The sequence below is a fragment of the Enterococcus hulanensis genome, assembly GCF_005405485.1.
Classification (GTDB): domain Bacteria; phylum Bacillota; class Bacilli; order Lactobacillales; family Enterococcaceae; genus Enterococcus_A; species Enterococcus_A hulanensis.
The window spans coordinates 116,237-134,735 of the sequence record NZ_BJED01000004.1 but is presented as its reverse complement, the minus strand read 5'-3'; the positions used below and the strand labels follow the sequence as shown (position 1 = coordinate 134,735).

Here is an 18,499-nt window from a genome sequence, read left to right as displayed (position 1 = left end):
AGAAACGTTGATATATAAGCGTTTCTGGCGTTTTTGTTTTTTCGAAAAGTCTACTAACTACAAAACTAACTACAAAAAAGATTAAAAGAGATATTTTTCCTTTTCGATGAATTGAGCGAATTGATCTGCACTGCGTTCTTCCCGTTCGGGGTAGAAGTAGTTATAAACTTGACGGGTCATTTTAGAATCTTTATGACCAACACGATACATAATGTCTTCTAAATTCATATTCGCCATTGCGCAAAGGGAAACGTGTGTCTTTCTAAACTCATGAAGAGTAATCCGCTTTAGACCATATTTCGTAGCAATGACATCATACCAATCATTTGGCTGACTAGGACGACAGAAGCCATTATCTTTACTTGGAAATATTAATTGATGCTTTGCAGATGTTCTGATTCCAAGAATATTAAATTCCAGTTGTTGTCGTGTTCGCCATGCTTTTAATAGATTCATTGTTTCTAAATCAATAGAAATAGTTCGTTTACCAGCGTTTGTTTTTGCACTTTGGCTGGCTACTTGTGTTTTTTTAGATTTCGGATCAAATTCAACCTCTGCGAGTGTTTTTGTAATGGTTAACTTATTATTTTCAAAGTCAATGTCATTCCATTCGAGTGCGAGTATTTCCGATTTTCTGGCACCAGTATAAGATAAAACACGAAAATACGTTTCGATTTTCATATTTCCATGTTTTTTGCAGCAATCTAAAAATAGAGCTAACTCTTTTGGTGTATAAACTGACATGATTTCCGTAGCTACTAAATTTTCATCAATCTCTTGTCGTTTGATAGGTTCAGTTTTTCGCATAGGATTTTCATTGATAAGCTCTTGTTGAACACCGTATTGCAAGATTTGAGCAACTGCTCGACGAAAGTAGTAAGCTTGTTTGTAGCCATCTCGTATCCAGCGTCTATTCACCTGAGTACAATAGCGTACAGTGATATCATTCAGCTTTTTGTTGCCAAAATACTCAAGTGCATGGTCTTCAATTGCTCGTCTAGTAATCATGATAGTAGAAGGTTTGACTTTTAATCGGTACTGTTCGATAAACTCTTTATACAGCTCTTCAAAGGTGATGTTCCCACTCATTTTTAGTGTGTTCTTATCAAAATCGAGTTGTAGTTGTCGGTATACTTGCTGGGCTTCTTTCTTTGTTTGGAAGCCACTTCTAGTTGTACGAATTTCTTCTCCAAATTCGTTGGTTCCAAGATAACATTGGAATTTCCAAAATTTTTGATTTTGCTTGGTGTATTTCTTAAAAGAAACAGACATAAAAGACTTCCTTCCTAATTTATTAATTAGATTAGGATATGTTTGTCTTTAGTAAGATTTTGATAACTATTTAGAATTTCTATTGCTTGGAATCATCTTTTATTTGATTTAAAACAGTTGTTAACTCCTCAAGATCATAAAGATGTTGTCTACCAATTACAATAGCCTCCAATCCGTTGAGATGGAGTTTCTTTAATGTATCAAATCCTATGTGCAGCTCTTTCATCAATGTCTTTTGATTAACATATCTGCCTAGGATCGGTGAAGAATCTTTTGGAATGGTCATACTCGGCATTCCACCTTTATATAATTTAATGGATCAATTTACATATTATTGATTTTTTGACCTCCAATCTAAAAATAGTTATAAAAGAGTACGAGCTAGAATCAAATACTATAACCAAATTATAGCGTTTTCACTTTCCTTTTTCTAGAGGAGGTCAGCTTGTTAAAATCTCACTTAAGAAAACAATTAATAAAGTTTGACTGATTTCTTGCTATCAAGTCTAATCGATTTTTGAATCGCTTTAGGTAAAGCACATAGGAGTTTCACCTCTCCCCAGTTTACGGCGAGCCTTACGGAAGTATCATTATTTTCTGTCATTGTCATGGCGACTTGAGTACCTAGATCAAGTGTAGTGTTAAATATCTATCGCTAAATCAGATCATGGCGTATTTACACTTAGCTCGAATGACAGGGAACGTGATTCAAAAATAGCTATTTAGTTTTCAAGGAACACTTGGCTTTTATGCCTTCACTAAATAAATAGCAACCAATAATCATTCTGAAACCAAAATTTCAAGAATAATTGCTGGTTGCTTTTTTTTAATCGCCGGTATATTTACTTAAATCAAATGATTGGACAGCAATAATAAACTGAACTGCTAACTCCTGATAACAGTCTTCATTTACTTGATTAGTGTAGCGACGTGAGTATTTAATAATAGATGGTTCAAATTCTAGTAATAACTCAAGCATTGCATTCTGATCACCACTTTGAGCTTTCCGAATTAAAGGAACAAGATTTTTAAGCCCCATATTATCCCACCTTAAATTTTACTTTTTGAAAGATAAATTTGAGATGGAGGTGCTCGTATTTGTTGATAACTTATTAAGAAGAAAGTACATTTTTTAATTTGGAATAAATAGCTCGCTTTTTTTTAGAGATTGCTTGACTACTGCAATGAAGTTTTTGTCCAATTTCAGCATCTGATTGCTTCTTTAAGTGCTTTTCTTTCAAAATAAACAGCTCTTTATCTGTTAATTGAAATAAACTTAAATATAAATGTTTATTTAAAAGTTTTTTCTCTAAAAGAATATCTGGCATGGAAAGATTAGTTTGTTGTAATAGCAACTGTTCAGTTGTATCTTTTGATTCAATCAATAATTGTGATTCATTTGAAAAAATACGTCCTTCTCTTTTATAAAAAGCATTTGCTTGTCGTTTGAGGGTAACTGTGACATAACGAATAAAGATGTAAGTAATCTCTGACTCAGTTTTCATATCCCAACCCTCCTATAATTTTGGCAAATGATATTGCCAGTAACCGCGACAAGACTTTTCAATCGGCAAAGATCGTTCCTTTAGCATTTTCGGTAGAATATTAGCGGACAGGTTTTGGTAAGTGACGTGAAGTTCGTATTCAGTATTTAATTTTTCTAAAATTTGTTTATTACTGAGAGGAACAGGACTCTGCTTAAGAATCGACAAAATATTTTTGGAAACACGATCAAAAGGAAGGTAATGGGCGCTTTTATATTTTCGATGGAAGGCATCACGTTCTTGAATTTGTTCTTTTTCTATCAAAGATGAAGTAGTTGTTGGTTCTTTCTTGATGTTTGGCACATTTGGTAAAGTATTTAAGGAGTCCAAGCGTTTTTTTAAATCATAATATTGTTTGCTTAATTCTCTACGTTCAGCAATCAATTCTCTCATCAGTTTATAAATGATCTTTTTCTCTTCTTGTCTATCTAACATAAAAATCCCTCCTATAAAGTAAATAGGAGGGACTAATCATTTTGAAACTAAAAATAAGAAAGAATTTATTGATTCAAAACCAGAACTTTTTCCTATACTATACAGTTATTTGACGCTTTTTAAAGAGTCTAGCATACTGTTTTTTGATATCTTATTTTTAAGGAATAGGTTAGTCAAAAACATAAAGAAAAATATCATCATGATTGAGATTGGTATGCTTCATCATATTAGAAAATCAAAAGTAGTATAGCTTCCTTGGTTTGTATAACATATATATAAATCGTAAACTTTAAAATTTGAGATCACTTTTTTAGCTGCAAAAATGGGCAGAGAAGTCAGAACTAGGATGGTAAAGAATTAAAAACTGACGCCTTTAAGAAAATGAATAATACCTTAATATATGAACAAGTCTAAGATGTGAAAATTGGTTATGTTATTCTGGCACTACTATTCACAGTCATACTTATGTCAAGTTTTGTTGTCATGGATATCATACCTTTAAAAAAAAGATATGTCAAGCGTTGTTTACATGAAGGTCCTTAGTGAGATATTTACAGTTTTTTTTGTTAAACAACACTAAGGGATATTTCACGGTAAAATGAATTGGATGTCAATAGAACTTGACACTGCTGATTTTAACTGTTATGTTATAAGTGTAAACAAGACTTGACACGAAAGAGGTTCGATTATGACAAAAAAAGTTTATGTAACAATAGAGATCATCAAAATATTTTTTCTTAGTTGGTTTGTCGGAATGGTCTATGATGCAGCTATTTCTAGTAACTGTCCAGAATCAGAAATAACTATAATAGGTTATACATTTTTGATCATGCTTGGTACGCTTGTGATTAGTTCCATCGTTTTAGATATTTTGGTATCGTTCTTTACGCCTAAAGAAAACCAAGTTATTGGCGAATGGGAAAAACTAATTAATAAAAATATTCTTCGAAATTTTTCTTATGCGTTATCTATATTTTTTATAGCAATAATGGCAGCCTTTGCTTTAACGGCAGCTCAAGAACAAATTATTTTGATTTTAAGAATAGGCTTCATTGTACTTATTGCAACCATTAATCTGACGAAAGCTTACTATTATGCGGGGTAAACCATGAAAACAGAAAAAGTAATTATTCAATTGAAAAAGTATCGTACTGAAGTGAAAAAGCTGACACAACAAGAACTTGCAGATCAAGTCGGTGTTTCTAGGCAATCAATCAACGCGATAGAAAATGGGAAATTTCTTCCCAGTATTGAATTAGCACTTAAATTCGCTCGATTTTTTGAAGTACCTGTTGAAGAACTATTTTATTTAGAATAAAGAAATGAATATTCTTGTTCACTCAATCAACGAAGGAGGGGTTCTTTTATGAATTTAGAAATGTTGGTTAAGACAAATGTTTTCAGCAATTTGCCGAAGATTACTGGAATTTTGTTTTTGGTTTTAATCGTTATTTTATTAGTTTTTTCCACACCTGGCTCAACTATTTTTGAAATGGCTAAGACGCAAACATTGCCAACAACCAAAGGTATGGCCTTTGGGATTCGGTATGGCATTCTAGGTGATAGTTTCATTTTTCTAACGGAAATAGTTGTTGCTGCTTGTCTATTTCAGTTATTTCGACACATTCCTTCACCATTACCAGCAATTGTTAGTTTTTCTAGATTAGGCATGGCAACGATCCAAGGGGTGAATTTATTCCTGCCACTGATTAGTTTACATTTAATGACTAACGCTCCATTAATTGAAAAATTAGGAGACGATAGGATTCGTGACTGGTTAGAGATGCTAAAACAGGCACATGTATATGGTGTCTATCTTTCCCAACTTTTTCTTGGTGTAAGTTTATTGGCATTAGGCTATTTAGTCACTGTTTCGGGAGTCATGCCTAGCTTGTTTGGTTATTTACTTTATCTAGCCAGTGCTGGTTATTTTTTTGAAACGTATAGCAAAATTTTTGTTTTGGACAATAAAATTATTAGTGTAATTCGTGTTGTCCTTTTGATTGGTTCAGCAATTGGCGAAATTGCTTTTGCGGTTCGATTGATTATAAGCGGTATTGAACAGATTTAATCATTTATATACAAGGAGGATTAGAGATGTCTAATCAAATGAAAGCTGTTATTTGTACGAGATATGGCTCACCAGAAGTACTTCAAATTCAAGAGGTGCCTAAACCAACGATTAAAGAGGATGAACTTTTAATACGAATTCGCACGACTACAGTGGCTTCAGGAGATTGTGTAATTCGTAAGGGAAAACTGCCAATTCGACTGATGTTCGGATTCAAAAGACCAAGAAATCCCATTTTAGGAACGGATTTCGCAGGAAATATTGAAGCAGTCGGAGCAAATGTAATGAATTTTAAAGTGGGCGATCGTGTGGTCGCTTCAACTGGAATGCGTTTTGGTGGTCATGCACAATATATAGCACTTCCTTCTACGAAAGCTATTGTTCAAATTCCTGATGCTATTTCTTATGAAGAAGCCACAACTTTTGCTTTTGGGGGATTTGCGGCATTACATTATATTCGTAAAGCCAAACTAAACAAAGGACAACATTTATTCGTTTATGGAGCTTCTGGGGCAGTTGGGAGTTCGATGGTTCAAATTGCTAAAATTTTTGGCGTCAAAGTCACTGCTGTTTGCAGTAAAAAAAATCTTCATTTAGTAGCCAGCTTGGGTGCCGATCGAGTACTTGATTACACCGCTAGTAATTTCAAAGAATTAGTAAAAGCTGAAGAATACGACGTGGTTTTCGATGCCGTTGGTGTAATTGGAAATGGTTCAAAAAAAGCTTTAGGACTTCCTGGTAAATATTTTTCAATTTCAAAGGGACTAGTAAGTGAGTCAGTGGAGGACTTATCTACTCTATTGCAAATGGCTCAGGAGCAAAAACTTAAAGCAGTTATTGACCACATTTATCCATTAGAGCAAATGAAAGAAGCTTATGCTCGAACAGAATCAGGTCGCAAACGAGGAAATGTCGTTATTCAAATCCCATAAATTAAAAGAAAGGTTCCTATATTATTTAATAAACGACTTAGGCCGCGTATGAAAACTACAGTGGCGAATATCTTTAATTTTAATGGTTATTCTTATAAATTTATTTAGCATAATAATGGTAGTGTAAAGGAGGGAATATGACTGGTGAATAAAATTAAATTTTGGAATAGAATAGCTCGAACCTATAATGAAAACCAGGAACGTACTGCTGCTGAATATGATACGCTTATTGATTTGATGAAAAAGAACATACAGATAAACGATTCTGTCTTGGAGTTAGCAACAGGCACGGGAACGATTGCCGCACGAATTGCTCCTTATTGCGCGCATATTGAAGCAAGTGATTTTTCAGAAGTAATGATTGAAAAAGCCAAACAAAAATCAAACGCTAAAAACCTGACTTTTAGCATTCAAGATATGACGGATCTAACCTATCCAGAGAATACATTTGATGTGGTGATTGTTGTAAACGGTATTCACCTCGTTGATGATCCTCAACTTGTTTTTCGGAATATTCAGCGTGTTTTAAAGTCTGATGGTATTTTGATTGCACCAACATTTACAACAAATGGAAACCTGGTGAAAATTCCAATGAGGACTTTAGGTTTTCATGTTTGGACTGAGAAAGAATATCGGCAGCAATTTAGTAAACTTTGGCATGTTACAGCATGTTTTCCATTGCCGAATGCCAAAAATTCGACCTTTCTTATTGCTCGAAAGAAGGCAGATAAGTTATAGAAATTGCAAATGAAATGAACGGCTGTAACTATCTTTTTGTTAAGGTGTTCTATATCCCATAATATATAAGAGCTGTTCTTTTCATAAGTTCGTTTAGCAATCTTATCTCCTAAATTTCTTTCAATAGTGTGGGCAGTGTTATGTTCAAATTTTTCAACAATTCATCTATGATCACTTATACCCTCGTCATTCCAATCAAAGAAATTGATATTGCCAGACGGTGACTTATTGCTAAGGTCTTGAAATGGATTAATTCAACTATAAGCTTCATCAGCGCTCTTTTTTTTTAAATAATCATCTCTTTATTAATAGGAGGTCTTAATGCTGTCTAATAACAACATAAACACTATCAATTAATTTTTGATAGTTTTTATGTTGTATTTTAAGGAAAGTGAAGAGGTGAGACAGCAATGAACTAGTCATCGAACATCACGATATTGAATCAATCCAAATGAAATCAGACCAAGAAATAAAGACCAGATAATTTGAACTAATAAACCTTGAGAACCATTTAATAAAGAAGTGGTTCGGGGTGTAAAAAAAAGATTCATAGCTGCTAAATCGGGCAGGTATTTTGCAAATACAGTCATTGCAAATAACATTTGACTTAAACCTAGAATAAGAGAGAACATCATTGCAATTGATAAAATTTGTGATTTAGTAATGATAGTCAAAAAGACTGTAATCCAAGTTATTAGCGTCCAACTTAACATAGCAATTGTAACTTTAATCAAAAATTCTAGAATTAAAGTGAGACTAAAAGAACTGTTAAATTGAATAATACCAACTCCTAAGCAAATTAAACTGGAGAAAAAACCAATAATCCATACTATAATTGTTAGAAGAAATATCTTAGTAGTGATGAGCTTTATTCGAGCAGGTATTGTTAATAAAGTCGTACGTAAATATGAATTTGAATATTCTTGACCGAAGAAACAAGCAGCTATTATAACAAGTCCTGCTTGGCTCAAAAATAAATTACGTAAACTGATAGATAATATTTCATTGTTCATCAAAGATTGACTATTTCCAGTTCCAGAAAAAAATAATATTAAAGGAGCTACTAAAACAGTTCCGATCGTCCCAAACAAGCACCAATTGTAAGAGAAGAATTTGATTATTTCACTTTGAAGAATATTCTTGATCATTAATATTTTCCTCCTACATCGCTACGATTAAACAAATAAAGTGCTATTAGCACAGTAAAAAGTATCCATAAAAGAAGTATCAATATACCTTTTGTAGGATCATGAGGATAAGATTTAACCGGAGTAGCAACAATAAAATTTCCTGCTGCAACAGGCAGATATTCTCCCAAAGACCATCTTTCTGCTAGATAACTGCCAAGGTTGTAGATTTGAGGTACTAGAAATATCAATGGAACAATCATATTTCTAAAAAGTAAGCCAATGGAAAAGGATAGAATTGTTAATAAAGTCCAGTCTAATGTCGTGTAGCCAATAAATTTCCAAGCTATTGGACTTAAAACGAATGGATTCAATCCTAAATTACCTAATCTAACATGTGTGATGGCAACGGTTATAAATATTGAAACAAATGATACTAAAATAGTTGAAATCAAAATAGTTATTAGTTTGGCGCTAAAAAGTTCCTTACGCTTATTGCTATATAACATGGTTGTACGCAAATTATGATTTTTATATTCACTAGCACCACTAATTCCACCCCAGACTACAATTGGAAGTAAACCGAATAAAGCAGCGTCAAAACCAAAATAATCTAGTGGAGGTATAGCTTCTAGTAAGTCTGGGTGTGTTGCGGGAGTTGCATCTAATCCTATGGAGAGTATTTGGTTAGCTTCTAATAATCCAAGTAATGGTTGAAGAATAATTACTAATCCAAAAACAATCCACCATCCACGACTATTTATCAATTTGGAAAATTCGGAATAAGTTATTTTAACAAAACTCATGATTAATTTCCTCCCTCAGTAAGTAGAAAGAATACATCTTCTAAGGTTTCAATACTTTGCATCACTTCATGAAGCTCACCGGTTACAACAATCTGCCCGTTATTAATGATAACAACGTCGTCCGCAATAGCTTCGATTTCAGTAAGATAGTGTGAGGAGAGTAATACAGTCTTTCCTTGATTAGCTTGTTCACGAATAAAATTTCTAAACCATTTTATACCTATGGGATCCAATCCGTTTGTTGGTTCGTCAAGAACAAGATACTGAGGATCACCCAGTAGAGCAATAGCAATACCTAACCTTTGTCCTTCACCTAAAGATAAGGTTCCAAGTTGTGAATGCCTTTTTTTTGATAGATTAACAATATCTAAAACTTCTGAAATGCGTTTATTTGGTATATTATTACTTTTCGCTATAATTTTCAGATGTGTTTGAACTTTTCTTGATGGGGTTCCACCAATTCCATCGAATGCTGATCCGACAATTTGTAATGGAAAAGTGAAATTACTATATTTTTTGTTCTCGAAAGTTGCTGTTCCAGATGAAGGGCGATCTAAACCAAGTAGGATTCTAAGTGTAGAGCTCTTTCCAGCTCCATTTGGACCAAGAAAAGCTGTTATACGTCCTTCTGTAGCTTTGAAGGTTATATTTTCCAGTATATTTTTATTTTTATGCTGCTTGCATACATTTGATATTATAATATTTTTCAATAGTACAACTCCTTTAAAATTTTTTATTTATTGTACTTACAAATGGGAAATTATACTTCTCTATCCACAAATTGTTCTTTCGCTAATTCCCGATAAAGTGGAACTGTATCAAGTAACTCATTATGATTCCCTGAACCGACAACTCTACCGTGTTCAAGAACATAAATGATATCAGAATCAATTATTGTAGATAGACGATGTGCTACAACGATAACTGTTTTTTTACCTTTCAATTTATCCACTGCTTTTTTCATTCCTAATTCATTTAAGCTATCCAAATTAGAGGTTAATTCATCTAGTAAAACAATTTCTGCAGATGACAAAAGCGAACGTGCCATCGCTAAACGTTGTCTTTCTCCGCCAGAGAGATTTGCTCCAGACTCTCCAACTTGTGTATCAAGTCCTTTAGAATCTCGTTCTAATAAATGATGAAGATTAACCTCTTCTAATACTTTGATGCAGTTTGAATCAGATATTTCAGGATTTCCCAAAAGTAGATTGTCACGTAGTGTTCCAGAAATAACGGGAGCATCTTGTTCAACATAAGTGATGCAGCTTCGAAGCTCTTCTCTACTATAATGTCTATAATCCTTACCTTGAACGAATATCTGACCACTGTCGGGATCATAAAATCTTTCAATTAATTGAAGCATGGTGCTCTTTCCAGCACCAGAGGGACCCACAATTGCAGTTCTTTTTCCTTTTTCTGCACATAATGTCACTTCTTTAAGAATCATATTTTCTTCTTGCTCCTTAGGGTCAGACCCAAATTTCATTTTATTATAGCCAAAGCTGACGTTTTCAAAATAAACTGCAGCTTCTTCAGCTATTAAATTCGAAATAGGAGGTATGACAGGGGTAACATCATAATCACTTTCTAATGCAAGTTCTAATAATTCGCGAATTCTAGCAAAAGCACCGAGTGATTCTCCAACACCTCCGAAAGCATTGAAAACTTGTCCTATGGGACCAATCATTGTATAGAGTAGCAAAGCAAATGCAATTAAATCAGCTACAGACATTAATCCAACGGATACACGGTACCCACCTATTCCCAGCACAATTAGACCAGATAATTGCAGAGTCATATTGGAAACAGGGGCCATGAACGCTTGTATTTTTGCTAATCTTATTCCAATATTACGCAATCGTTCTGCTTGAAGTTTAGATTTTTTCTCTTCTAGATCTGTTGCATTTGTTGCACGAATAGTTCTAATAGCATGTAAATCACGTTCGATATCTCCACTTAATTTCCCTAATTCTTTTTGTGCAGAAAAACTAGCTTTTTGTATGGATTTGCTCATAATGATAGTCCCGATAAATGATACACAAACTGTTGAAAGAGCCAAAATAAATAGCAGAGAATCTCTCAAAATCATACCGACAGCTGCTCCAATGACGACTAAAAAACCACTACTTAGCGCAATACTTACTTGTATCAAAGCCATTCTCAATTTAGAAGAATCACCACTAACTCTGCTCAGTAGATCGCCTACACTTCGTGTATCATATTCATGAATTGGTAATCTTAATAAGTGACTAATTAAACTTTTGCGTGCTTTAAAAACGACTCCTTCACCAATTATTTGTAGCAAATAATACTGGATAGCTGTTAAAATCGTTGATAGTATCAACACTATAATGAGAATGCCTAAACTTGAATTAATCTTAATTCCTGTATCTGATTGGTCAATTAAATTGGCAACAAGGTTAGGTTGAACGAGAGTTAAAGCTGCACTGATTAACCCTAGTATTCCAACGCAAATGAATTCCCAGTTGTGTCCCTTTGCTAATGCAAACAGCGATCTAATGTTTACTGAAGGTGTATGATTTTCCGAATGAATAATTTCGGATTCTTTTTTTTTACGTTCTATAGTTTCTTGTTTCATTTTCTTCAAATACGACTCCTTTCTGAGGATATCATTTGAATGATGTGGAACACATATCGCTTTAGAATATATCTGAACTTCTGCTGGCTCTCCAATGGGACATTCATTTAACTCTACCCAGGCATGTGCTCTAAATGGTTCTTGTGCATATCCTGTACACCAACTTACTGATTTACGTTGTAGCCATAGTACTAATACAACAGCAAGTGATCGTCTAAGACATCCTTCTTGACTTCTACATCTACTACTTACGATACACACTGCGTTTCGTGCAATCTTTACCTGTTTTTCTGATGCGGGAGGATTGTTTTTTATCAATTTTAATAAAATTTTTTCAATTCTCCCAGGAGACATCCAATTAAGCGGTGCAGACAGTATTAAACTCAAGCGAGCCAGAAATCTTGCACTAAAAGGTACTGGATCTATTTGTTCTGGGAAAAGTTGGATATTCATTATGCAAGTTTCATCTCCTTTAAAAGAGTCATAAACTCAGCAACATCTGCTTTCGCTTGAGCTTTATCTAGAGAAAAAGAGGTTTCCAATTGTAGTGCTAATTCTTCTACAGTCAATCCTTTACTCAAACCTTCTAACATAGCAACTCCAGAAGCATTTATTTGAAAATAAATTCCTCTACTTTTATCCAAAACGACTGCTCCATCATCTTGACTAATAATTTTTAGCTCTCTTTTTACTTTTCTCATCAATCTTATTCCTCCCTTTTTTAGAAAATAACTACAAGTTAATAAGCATTAATTTTCTTTCATTTTTTCTATTTTTTTTAAAGCTACACGAAGCCAGCGTTCAACAGCTGCTAATCTCTCAACAGCTTCAACTCTAGTATGTAGAGCAGAAGGCATTGATAATTCAGAAATTAGTATATCTGCATCTATAATTCCCAACTCAACTAGCTTAAATTGGTGCACTTTCTGGGAATACTTCTTTACAGCTTCCTTGTAGCTTTTATACAAACCAGTGGAATAATCTCCTTTAAACCCACGTGTAAAAATATTTTTTGAAACAAGTCCTTTAGTAGAATTATATAAAATTGATTTTGTTATATTATGATCTTGTCTATAACGAGCTGGTATAGCTAAAGAATAATTAATAATGTCTACATCTAAAAAAGGAGCTTGCCAAGTCATACCGTTAACACCATATAGGTTATTAATCTGGGTTATCAAATGTCTTTGAAAGAGTAGAGACTCAATCATCTGGTGTCGAGAACGATCAGAGTCTAAGGAATCCAATGTGTTGTCTAATTTTTTTATTAGAGCGTTGTAACTTAATTCTCGATAAGGCTTCGTAAGCCAATTTGGTACTGTGACAGGACCACACCAATTAAGTGTAGAACTTTGACGAGTTGTTTTAGTATAGCCAAACCCTTTATCTATTTCGTTTTTTACAGCTTCTTTAAAGGAAGTATTATTTATTAGATCTACTGTCCCAACTGAAATTGGAATCCGATTTAGTAAACAATATCGTAAACCTAAGTCTATACTGCGTAATTTATTTTGGCGTACAAGAGACCATGCGTTGGCAGGCATAGGGGTGAATAATTCATCCCCACCAAGACCAGTAAAATGAGTGGCATTTGCTGGAGTCAATGCTGCACTTTCTATAGATTCAACATATCCTTCAGTATCTGCCCAAAATAGGGGAGAATCTGGCAGCACAGAATTGGAGTAATCTATATCTATTTTAAAATTATTTCCTGAGCTACCTAGTGATGGTAATGAAGTAAACATGGTGTTAATATCGTTTGAGATTAATTTTGCCCATGTAGAATCACTATTCCATTCACTGTCAGCGTTTGCGTGATAAAGTTTAATTTTAGCTTGAAGAGCTTTTAAAATGTAAATAATTGTTGCTGAATCAACTCCACCCGATAGATCAGCAGATATCTCAGAGTAATTAACGGTATTTTGACTAAGGATTTCTAGAAGACGTTCTCTTATTTTGGGATAAATAGATTCGACCTTATTTTCTAGATTTGGAGGCGTCCAAGTTTGTATTGTTTCTAAGATTCCATTTGTTGTACATTTCAAAATATAGAATGGTTGGATCGTATTGACTTTTTCCCACAATGGTATATTTTGAAATGGATAATATGGTAAATTATGAATTAGATTCAATGCAATTGCCGATTTTGAAATTGGTAAATCAAGAAATAATGCGATATTTGTTGATGAATCACTAATGATTAGTTCATTAGTTAAATCCACCCATGAAAGAGAAACATCAAATAATGGTCCTCCCATGAATAGCCCTTCTCCAGTTATTAAAACAAATATACCTTTGAAAATATTTTTCTGAAGATGTTCCAATGTATTTTCTGTGGAAGAGTAATTAAATTGTTCTTTATTACAAAATATCCTCGAGTATTCAGAAGAAATGCAGTAGATTTCAAATTGATTATGAGTATGTTGAGTGTACTCTACATTGGAGACAAGGAGTATATTAGTGTAGTTTGTAGTAATCCGTTTTTGAAACATTGTTTCTTTTTCAGATATTGATGTATTTGATTTGTTTACAGCGATTAGAAGCACCTCCCTAAAGATTATCCAGATTATAAAAAAGGTCATCGAATCGCATAATTCGATGACCACTGGCTTAATTATTTCCAATTCTTCTATCCTAGTAATAAATTACAATTTGGAAAAGAGCACGCCCACCAAATACATCTCTAAATTTACCTGTCCAAAGACCACGAGTAGATTCTTTGAAACCTGCAATTTTTTCGATTGATGGTTTACTGTAATTTTGTGTTTTCATAGAGTTCACCTCCTACTTATTTTCTGTACACTAAATTTTCTAATTCATTCACATTAGAAAATAGTTACTTTGGTTGCCAAGTGCTCAAAAATAGACATTGTCGATATGCTTGTCAAACACAAAAATAAAACTTCCTAAATCAGAAAAGTGCATTGTTGTGATTTGTTATCTTTATGTTTGGATATTTCTTTTTTAGAGAAACTCTCATAAATAACGATTAATATATATCCTTTCTCTAACTGATGTATTAATTTTACAAGAAGAGTTTTTTCTTGTAATGAGTACATTGTGCAATTATTTAAGAAGGAGTATGATTAAGTTGTAGATTAAAATATACTTAGAGATGAATAAAAATAGAACCCCCATTATTTACGCGCTTATGAAGCACCAAAAATTTAGATATTGATGATTTATAAGCTTTTATAAAGAGGATTGGTTTTAAGAATGAGTTTGATCGAATTACAAATTCTGATATCCAATTCCGTATTCTTTGAAAAATAATAACTTATATGATGGTGAAGAAATAATTAGATTGGAGGGAAGTTTATGAAAGAAAAATTTATTTACTTGTCATCCTTGTTTGTATTCTTGGTGATATCTCTACTTACTATTAAGCAGAAGGACAATTTGTATGAATCGCAAGCAACAATTGTTATACCGATTATTGTTGGGCTTATCCTTTTTTGTGCTATCATTATTTTCATTTCTAGAGATATTAAAAGGATTAGATACTTTGCAATCCTTACTTTCTTTACTGCTATTTCCTTAGTATTGGGACTATTACATTATTCTTTTATTTATCCTGTTAAAAATATATTAATTTCCTTTTTACCATATCTCATTTATAAATTTTTTTGCACTTTCAATTTAATTTCAGCCTCATCTATTTCAATTAGAGTTAATCGAATTTTATTTGTACAATCTACTATTGTTGCCATGTTGTTGTTGATGAATTTTGAAAAATTCAAGTGGATGGTAAGCACAGTACTTGTTTTAGATATAATTAGTTGCCTATTTCTATATTTCAAAGGAAAAGATCGATTAACTATTCAGACTAAAAAAGAGCAGATTCTTTTAATTCGAATATTAATTTTGGCACTGTTTTCGTTAATTATTTCTACTTCAATATTAAGTGGATTAATTCTTTTTTTTATTCCACTTACAGTCGGTATTATTTTAATAAAGCGTAATGAAATTCGCCTAAACAAAGTTACGATTTTTATAAATTTGTTTACTCATATTATTTGTATAGGAGTCTTCTTCATTATTAATTATTATTTTCTCCGGTTATCTATATTTGATATCTATTTTATTTCTATTTTTTATGGCTTGATTTTGTTCATCCTTTATTTGAAGAATTGGTATCTGAGTAGTATTGAAGTGAGACGAATTCAACAAAGAAAAAAAGAGTTTCAAAAAGAAAAAATTGAACTTGTGCAAACTATCAGTAAAGAAAAAACTTTGTCTTCAGTGAGTACTTTAATTAGTAAAATTTTATTACAGCATTATGAAATAGATAGCTATTTAATGGTTTGGAAAGATCAACACCAACCTTATATTTTGTCTAGCTCAGGGGAACTTTCCAGATTGATTTTAACAAATAAAATTATTGATGAATTTGAACTCAACTCTAACATATTCCATTATCACAACAATGTATTTAGAAAATTTACTTTTTTTGAGAATAAACATATTTTAGGTTGGTTACTCATTGATAAAGGGGGAAGCCATGATTTGGAAAATGTGAAATGTGAAGAAATAAATGATTTAGTTTGTGTTGTTGGTAAAATAATTATTGAAAATGAACGATTATATGATGTTAAACAAGAAGCTCTAAAAATAGAAAGTTTATCTTATGATGAATACGTGAATTATGAATATTTAAACATGGTGCAAAATTTTCATAAAGATTTTTCATTTTTTATCCATGACAATGTTTTGCAAAATATTTTAGCTTTAAAAAAATTAATCGAATCTATGTCTACTGAAAATGTAGAAACAAAGAAATTAGTATTAGAAACTTTTGATACCTTAAATAAAACCTTTAGAGACAAAATATTTGAACTATATCCTTCGACAATTGAAACTGCACCTTTATCACAAAGTATCCGAATTCTTTGTGATAAATTCAATGAAGAGCATAAATCTATAGTTGTTAATTTTTATTGTCCACAAGAAACTCATTTAAAAAAAGAAGAGAAGTTTCATATTTATCGAATTATGCAAGAATTAATAACTAATGCATTAAAACACTCTCAAGCAACAGAAATTTTTGTTGCACTTATTCAAAGTGAATTTTACATTGAAGCCATTGTACAAGATAACGGTACAGGATTTGATTATAGTAAGATAAAACTTAGGGAGTTTGAAAATAAGCATTTTGGTATTTTATCAATAAATCAAGAAGTTAATTCATTAGACGGGAAAATGAAGGTATCGTCTGTAAACCCGCATGGAACAAAATTTGCAATAACTTTACCGATTGCAAAGGAGGATATAAGTTCATGAAAGTATATTTACTAGATGATCATGCACTTTTTTCTAAGAGTCTGGAAATTGCATTTCGACCAATGGATATCTCAATAATTAGTTTTACTGAGCCAGAAATATTTTTAGATAAACTAAAAAATGATCAACCAGATTTAGTATTATTAGATATCCATATTGGAAAGTTAAGTGGATTTGATATATCTAAAGAAATTCTTGAAAAATTTCCGTATCAAAAAGTAGTTTTTTTATCGGGCTTTGATTTAATTGAATATAAGAATGAAGCAATAAAGTCTGGAGCATGGGGACTATTAAATAAAAATGTAACAATTGAAGAATTATATGATGATTTAAAAAAAATACATCATGGAAATAATCTGCTACCCAAGTGCCAAAGTACATTAGATGTTCTGAGTGAACGAGAAAAAGAGATACTAAAATGTGCCGCAGAAGGTCTTAGGCAACAGGAAATAGCAGAACGTCTTTATATTAGTAGAAGAACAGTAAACAATCATCTTGTTTCCATAAATAATAAATTAGGGGTAAATTCAACTGTTTCTGCAATTATTCAAGCTATTGAATTGGGAATTATTAGAGTAAAAGGATATTGATACTAAAAAAATATATCAATGTTTACTGAGTTCCATATCCTATAATATAAAGGTTATTTTTCATGATTTAGTTTAGCAATCTTATCTCCTGAATTACCTTCAAAAAGTAATTGATCTGTATTGCTTCTAATCAGTTCCAGTCAAATCAAACTACTTGTTGTGATTTCTCATTTTTTTGAGAAATCATAGTATTATTTTCCAGTTATCCTGCTTCTCAAGGATCAGTTCATATTGTGCAAGGTGAGTGGTCTTAGTTTCTTGATCTAAGTATTTCACAGTCACATTTGCAAAAATCTGTTTATCTTTTTTGGAGTAAATTGAGTTAACTAGTTCCGCAAAGACATAGTTCTTCTGAATCACTGGTAACGCGTCATTGCTGACATAATAAGCTAGCTCTTTTTCGGTTGCAGTTGGGTACAACTTAAAGAATGTTTCAAGAAAGCCATTGATCTCTGCTGTTAGGCTGGCATCCACCGTGCCGTCATTTTCAAGCGGTTTTGGTTGATAGCTTGATTTCTTAGGCTGACTGTTCATAGTCGGGTTCTTCGTAATTACTAGATTTCCATCTTTATCCATACAAACTTGCACGCTATAAGTAGAAGTGATAGTAGTTTTTTTCTTGTTCTCAGTTATCTGTTGTTCTACTGAAAAGAGTACGTCATATTCATTATCATCGGATCGCGTGACACTCCAAATCTGTATACGTTGAACGGTAGCGCTGGTAGGAATATCGGAACGCACCATTTCCAAATTGAGTTGTTGCAGCTCTTTTGTAAGATAGTTCTTTAATTGCTCATTTCTACGATCAATGGCGGATTGGCCTTGTTGCCAAGTATAATAATCCGTCGCGAAAGCCGTCACAAAGCTTTCAATCCGGTTTGTATCTACTATCTTTGTTTCAATGACTTTTTTCTCATGCACAGTGTGCCGATCGATGGCTGTAAAATTCTTATAAGTGCCGAAACCTACACTGCCAATTAATACAAACCATAAAACAAGTGTCAGCTTTTTATGCATGCCCACGTTAATTGTAGGTCTTTTCTTTTGCTTTTTAGGTTTCGGTTGCTTTTTTGTTCGTTCAATTTTTATTTTCATTTCATCAAAT

General features: G+C 32.7%; 20 protein-coding genes. 7 read left to right on the top strand and 13 right to left on the bottom strand.

What is annotated here, in order from left to right; translation table 11 throughout:
• Nucleotides 1-81: 81 nt before the first annotated feature.
• The 5 genes from FFR60_RS05865 to FFR60_RS05845 all read right to left on the bottom strand — a co-directional run bounded on the left by FFR60_RS05865 (nucleotide 82) and on the right by FFR60_RS05845 (nucleotide 3,251).
• Nucleotides 82-1,272: a site-specific integrase gene (locus FFR60_RS05865; RefSeq protein ID WP_137663438.1), complete on the bottom strand. Its 1,191-nt coding sequence runs from the start codon at nucleotides 1,270-1,272 to the stop codon at nucleotides 82-84.
• Nucleotides 1,273-1,351: 79 nt separating this feature from the next.
• Nucleotides 1,352-1,558 (bottom strand): hypothetical protein, encoded by a 207-nt coding sequence (locus FFR60_RS05860; RefSeq protein WP_137663437.1) that lies wholly within the window; start codon nucleotides 1,556-1,558, stop codon nucleotides 1,352-1,354.
• A 540-nt stretch (nucleotides 1,559-2,098) separates the two neighbouring features.
• Nucleotides 2,099-2,311, bottom strand: a complete 213-nt coding sequence (locus FFR60_RS05855; protein WP_137663436.1) for a helix-turn-helix domain-containing protein — start codon at nucleotides 2,309-2,311, stop codon at nucleotides 2,099-2,101.
• A gap of 73 nt (nucleotides 2,312-2,384) precedes the next feature.
• Nucleotides 2,385-2,777, bottom strand: a complete 393-nt coding sequence (locus tag FFR60_RS05850) for a sigma-70 RNA polymerase sigma factor region 4 domain-containing protein (RefSeq protein WP_137663435.1) — start codon at nucleotides 2,775-2,777, stop codon at nucleotides 2,385-2,387.
• A gap of 12 nt (nucleotides 2,778-2,789) precedes the next feature.
• Nucleotides 2,790-3,251, bottom strand: a complete 462-nt coding sequence (locus tag FFR60_RS05845) for a hypothetical protein (RefSeq protein ID WP_137663434.1) — start codon at nucleotides 3,249-3,251, stop codon at nucleotides 2,790-2,792.
• A 688-nt stretch (nucleotides 3,252-3,939) separates the two neighbouring features.
• On the opposite strand from FFR60_RS05845, the gene FFR60_RS05840 reads away from it, so the two are divergent.
• From FFR60_RS05840 to FFR60_RS05820, 5 genes are all read left to right on the top strand, one after another.
• Entirely contained in the window at nucleotides 3,940-4,356 is a 417-nt protein-coding gene (locus FFR60_RS05840; protein WP_137663433.1) for a hypothetical protein, read from the top strand.
• Between the two features lie 3 nt (nucleotides 4,357-4,359).
• Nucleotides 4,360-4,569, top strand: a complete 210-nt coding sequence (locus FFR60_RS05835; protein ID WP_137663432.1) for a helix-turn-helix transcriptional regulator — start codon at nucleotides 4,360-4,362, stop codon at nucleotides 4,567-4,569.
• Nucleotides 4,570-4,617: 48 nt separating this feature from the next.
• A complete protein-coding gene (locus tag FFR60_RS05830) occupies nucleotides 4,618-5,322 on the top strand; it encodes a DUF4386 domain-containing protein (RefSeq protein WP_137663431.1) in 705 nt (234 codons plus the stop codon).
• 26 nt (nucleotides 5,323-5,348) lie between these two features.
• Nucleotides 5,349-6,254: an NAD(P)-dependent alcohol dehydrogenase gene (locus FFR60_RS05825; RefSeq protein ID WP_212741898.1), complete on the top strand. Its 906-nt coding sequence runs from the start codon at nucleotides 5,349-5,351 to the stop codon at nucleotides 6,252-6,254.
• A gap of 144 nt (nucleotides 6,255-6,398) precedes the next feature.
• Nucleotides 6,399-6,992: a class I SAM-dependent methyltransferase gene (locus FFR60_RS05820; protein ID WP_137663430.1), complete on the top strand. Its 594-nt coding sequence runs from the start codon at nucleotides 6,399-6,401 to the stop codon at nucleotides 6,990-6,992.
• A gap of 419 nt (nucleotides 6,993-7,411) precedes the next feature.
• Here the strand turns inward: FFR60_RS05820 and FFR60_RS05815 are convergent, their stop codons facing one another.
• From FFR60_RS05815 to FFR60_RS05785, 7 genes are read right to left on the bottom strand one after another with little or no spacing between them, the layout of a single operon-like run.
• Complete coding sequence (locus FFR60_RS05815; RefSeq protein ID WP_137663429.1) at nucleotides 7,412-8,140, bottom strand: ABC transporter permease; 729 nt, start codon at nucleotides 8,138-8,140, stop codon at nucleotides 7,412-7,414.
• On the bottom strand, nucleotides 8,140-8,925 hold the full coding sequence (locus tag FFR60_RS05810) for an ABC transporter permease (RefSeq protein WP_137663428.1): 786 nt from the start codon (nucleotides 8,923-8,925) through the stop codon (nucleotides 8,140-8,142). The genes FFR60_RS05815 and FFR60_RS05810 overlap by 1 nt, the downstream gene beginning before the upstream one ends.
• Nucleotides 8,926-8,927: 2 nt before the next feature.
• Nucleotides 8,928-9,635, bottom strand: coding sequence for an ABC transporter ATP-binding protein (locus FFR60_RS05805; RefSeq protein WP_137663427.1), 708 nt, complete (start codon nucleotides 9,633-9,635; stop codon nucleotides 8,928-8,930).
• Nucleotides 9,636-9,685: 50 nt separating this feature from the next.
• Nucleotides 9,686-11,977, bottom strand: coding sequence for a lasso peptide biosynthesis B2 protein (locus FFR60_RS05800; protein WP_137663426.1), 2,292 nt, complete (start codon nucleotides 11,975-11,977; stop codon nucleotides 9,686-9,688).
• Nucleotides 11,977-12,225 (bottom strand): PqqD family protein, encoded by a 249-nt coding sequence (locus tag FFR60_RS05795; RefSeq protein ID WP_137663512.1) that lies wholly within the window; start codon nucleotides 12,223-12,225, stop codon nucleotides 11,977-11,979. Before FFR60_RS05795 ends, FFR60_RS05800 begins: the two co-directional genes overlap by 1 nt.
• 48 nt (nucleotides 12,226-12,273) lie before the next feature.
• Nucleotides 12,274-14,148: an asparagine synthase-related protein gene (locus FFR60_RS05790; protein ID WP_249354961.1), complete on the bottom strand. Its 1,875-nt coding sequence runs from the start codon at nucleotides 14,146-14,148 to the stop codon at nucleotides 12,274-12,276.
• A 10-nt stretch (nucleotides 14,149-14,158) separates the two neighbouring features.
• Nucleotides 14,159-14,296, bottom strand: a complete 138-nt coding sequence (locus FFR60_RS05785) for a putative RiPP precursor (RefSeq protein ID WP_137663425.1) — start codon at nucleotides 14,294-14,296, stop codon at nucleotides 14,159-14,161.
• A gap of 546 nt (nucleotides 14,297-14,842) precedes the next feature.
• On the opposite strand from FFR60_RS05785, the gene FFR60_RS05780 reads away from it, so the two are divergent.
• Entirely contained in the window at nucleotides 14,843-16,804 is a 1,962-nt protein-coding gene (locus tag FFR60_RS05780) for a sensor histidine kinase (protein WP_137663424.1), read from the top strand.
• Nucleotides 16,801-17,394: a response regulator transcription factor gene (locus FFR60_RS05775; protein ID WP_137663423.1), complete on the top strand. Its 594-nt coding sequence runs from the start codon at nucleotides 16,801-16,803 to the stop codon at nucleotides 17,392-17,394. The genes FFR60_RS05780 and FFR60_RS05775 overlap by 4 nt, the downstream gene beginning before the upstream one ends.
• A 183-nt stretch (nucleotides 17,395-17,577) precedes the next feature.
• Here FFR60_RS05775 and FFR60_RS05770 read toward each other — a convergent pair whose 3' ends face one another.
• Complete coding sequence (locus FFR60_RS05770; RefSeq protein WP_137663422.1) at nucleotides 17,578-18,489, bottom strand: conjugal transfer protein; 912 nt, start codon at nucleotides 18,487-18,489, stop codon at nucleotides 17,578-17,580.
• Nucleotides 18,490-18,499 lie beyond the last annotated feature (10 nt).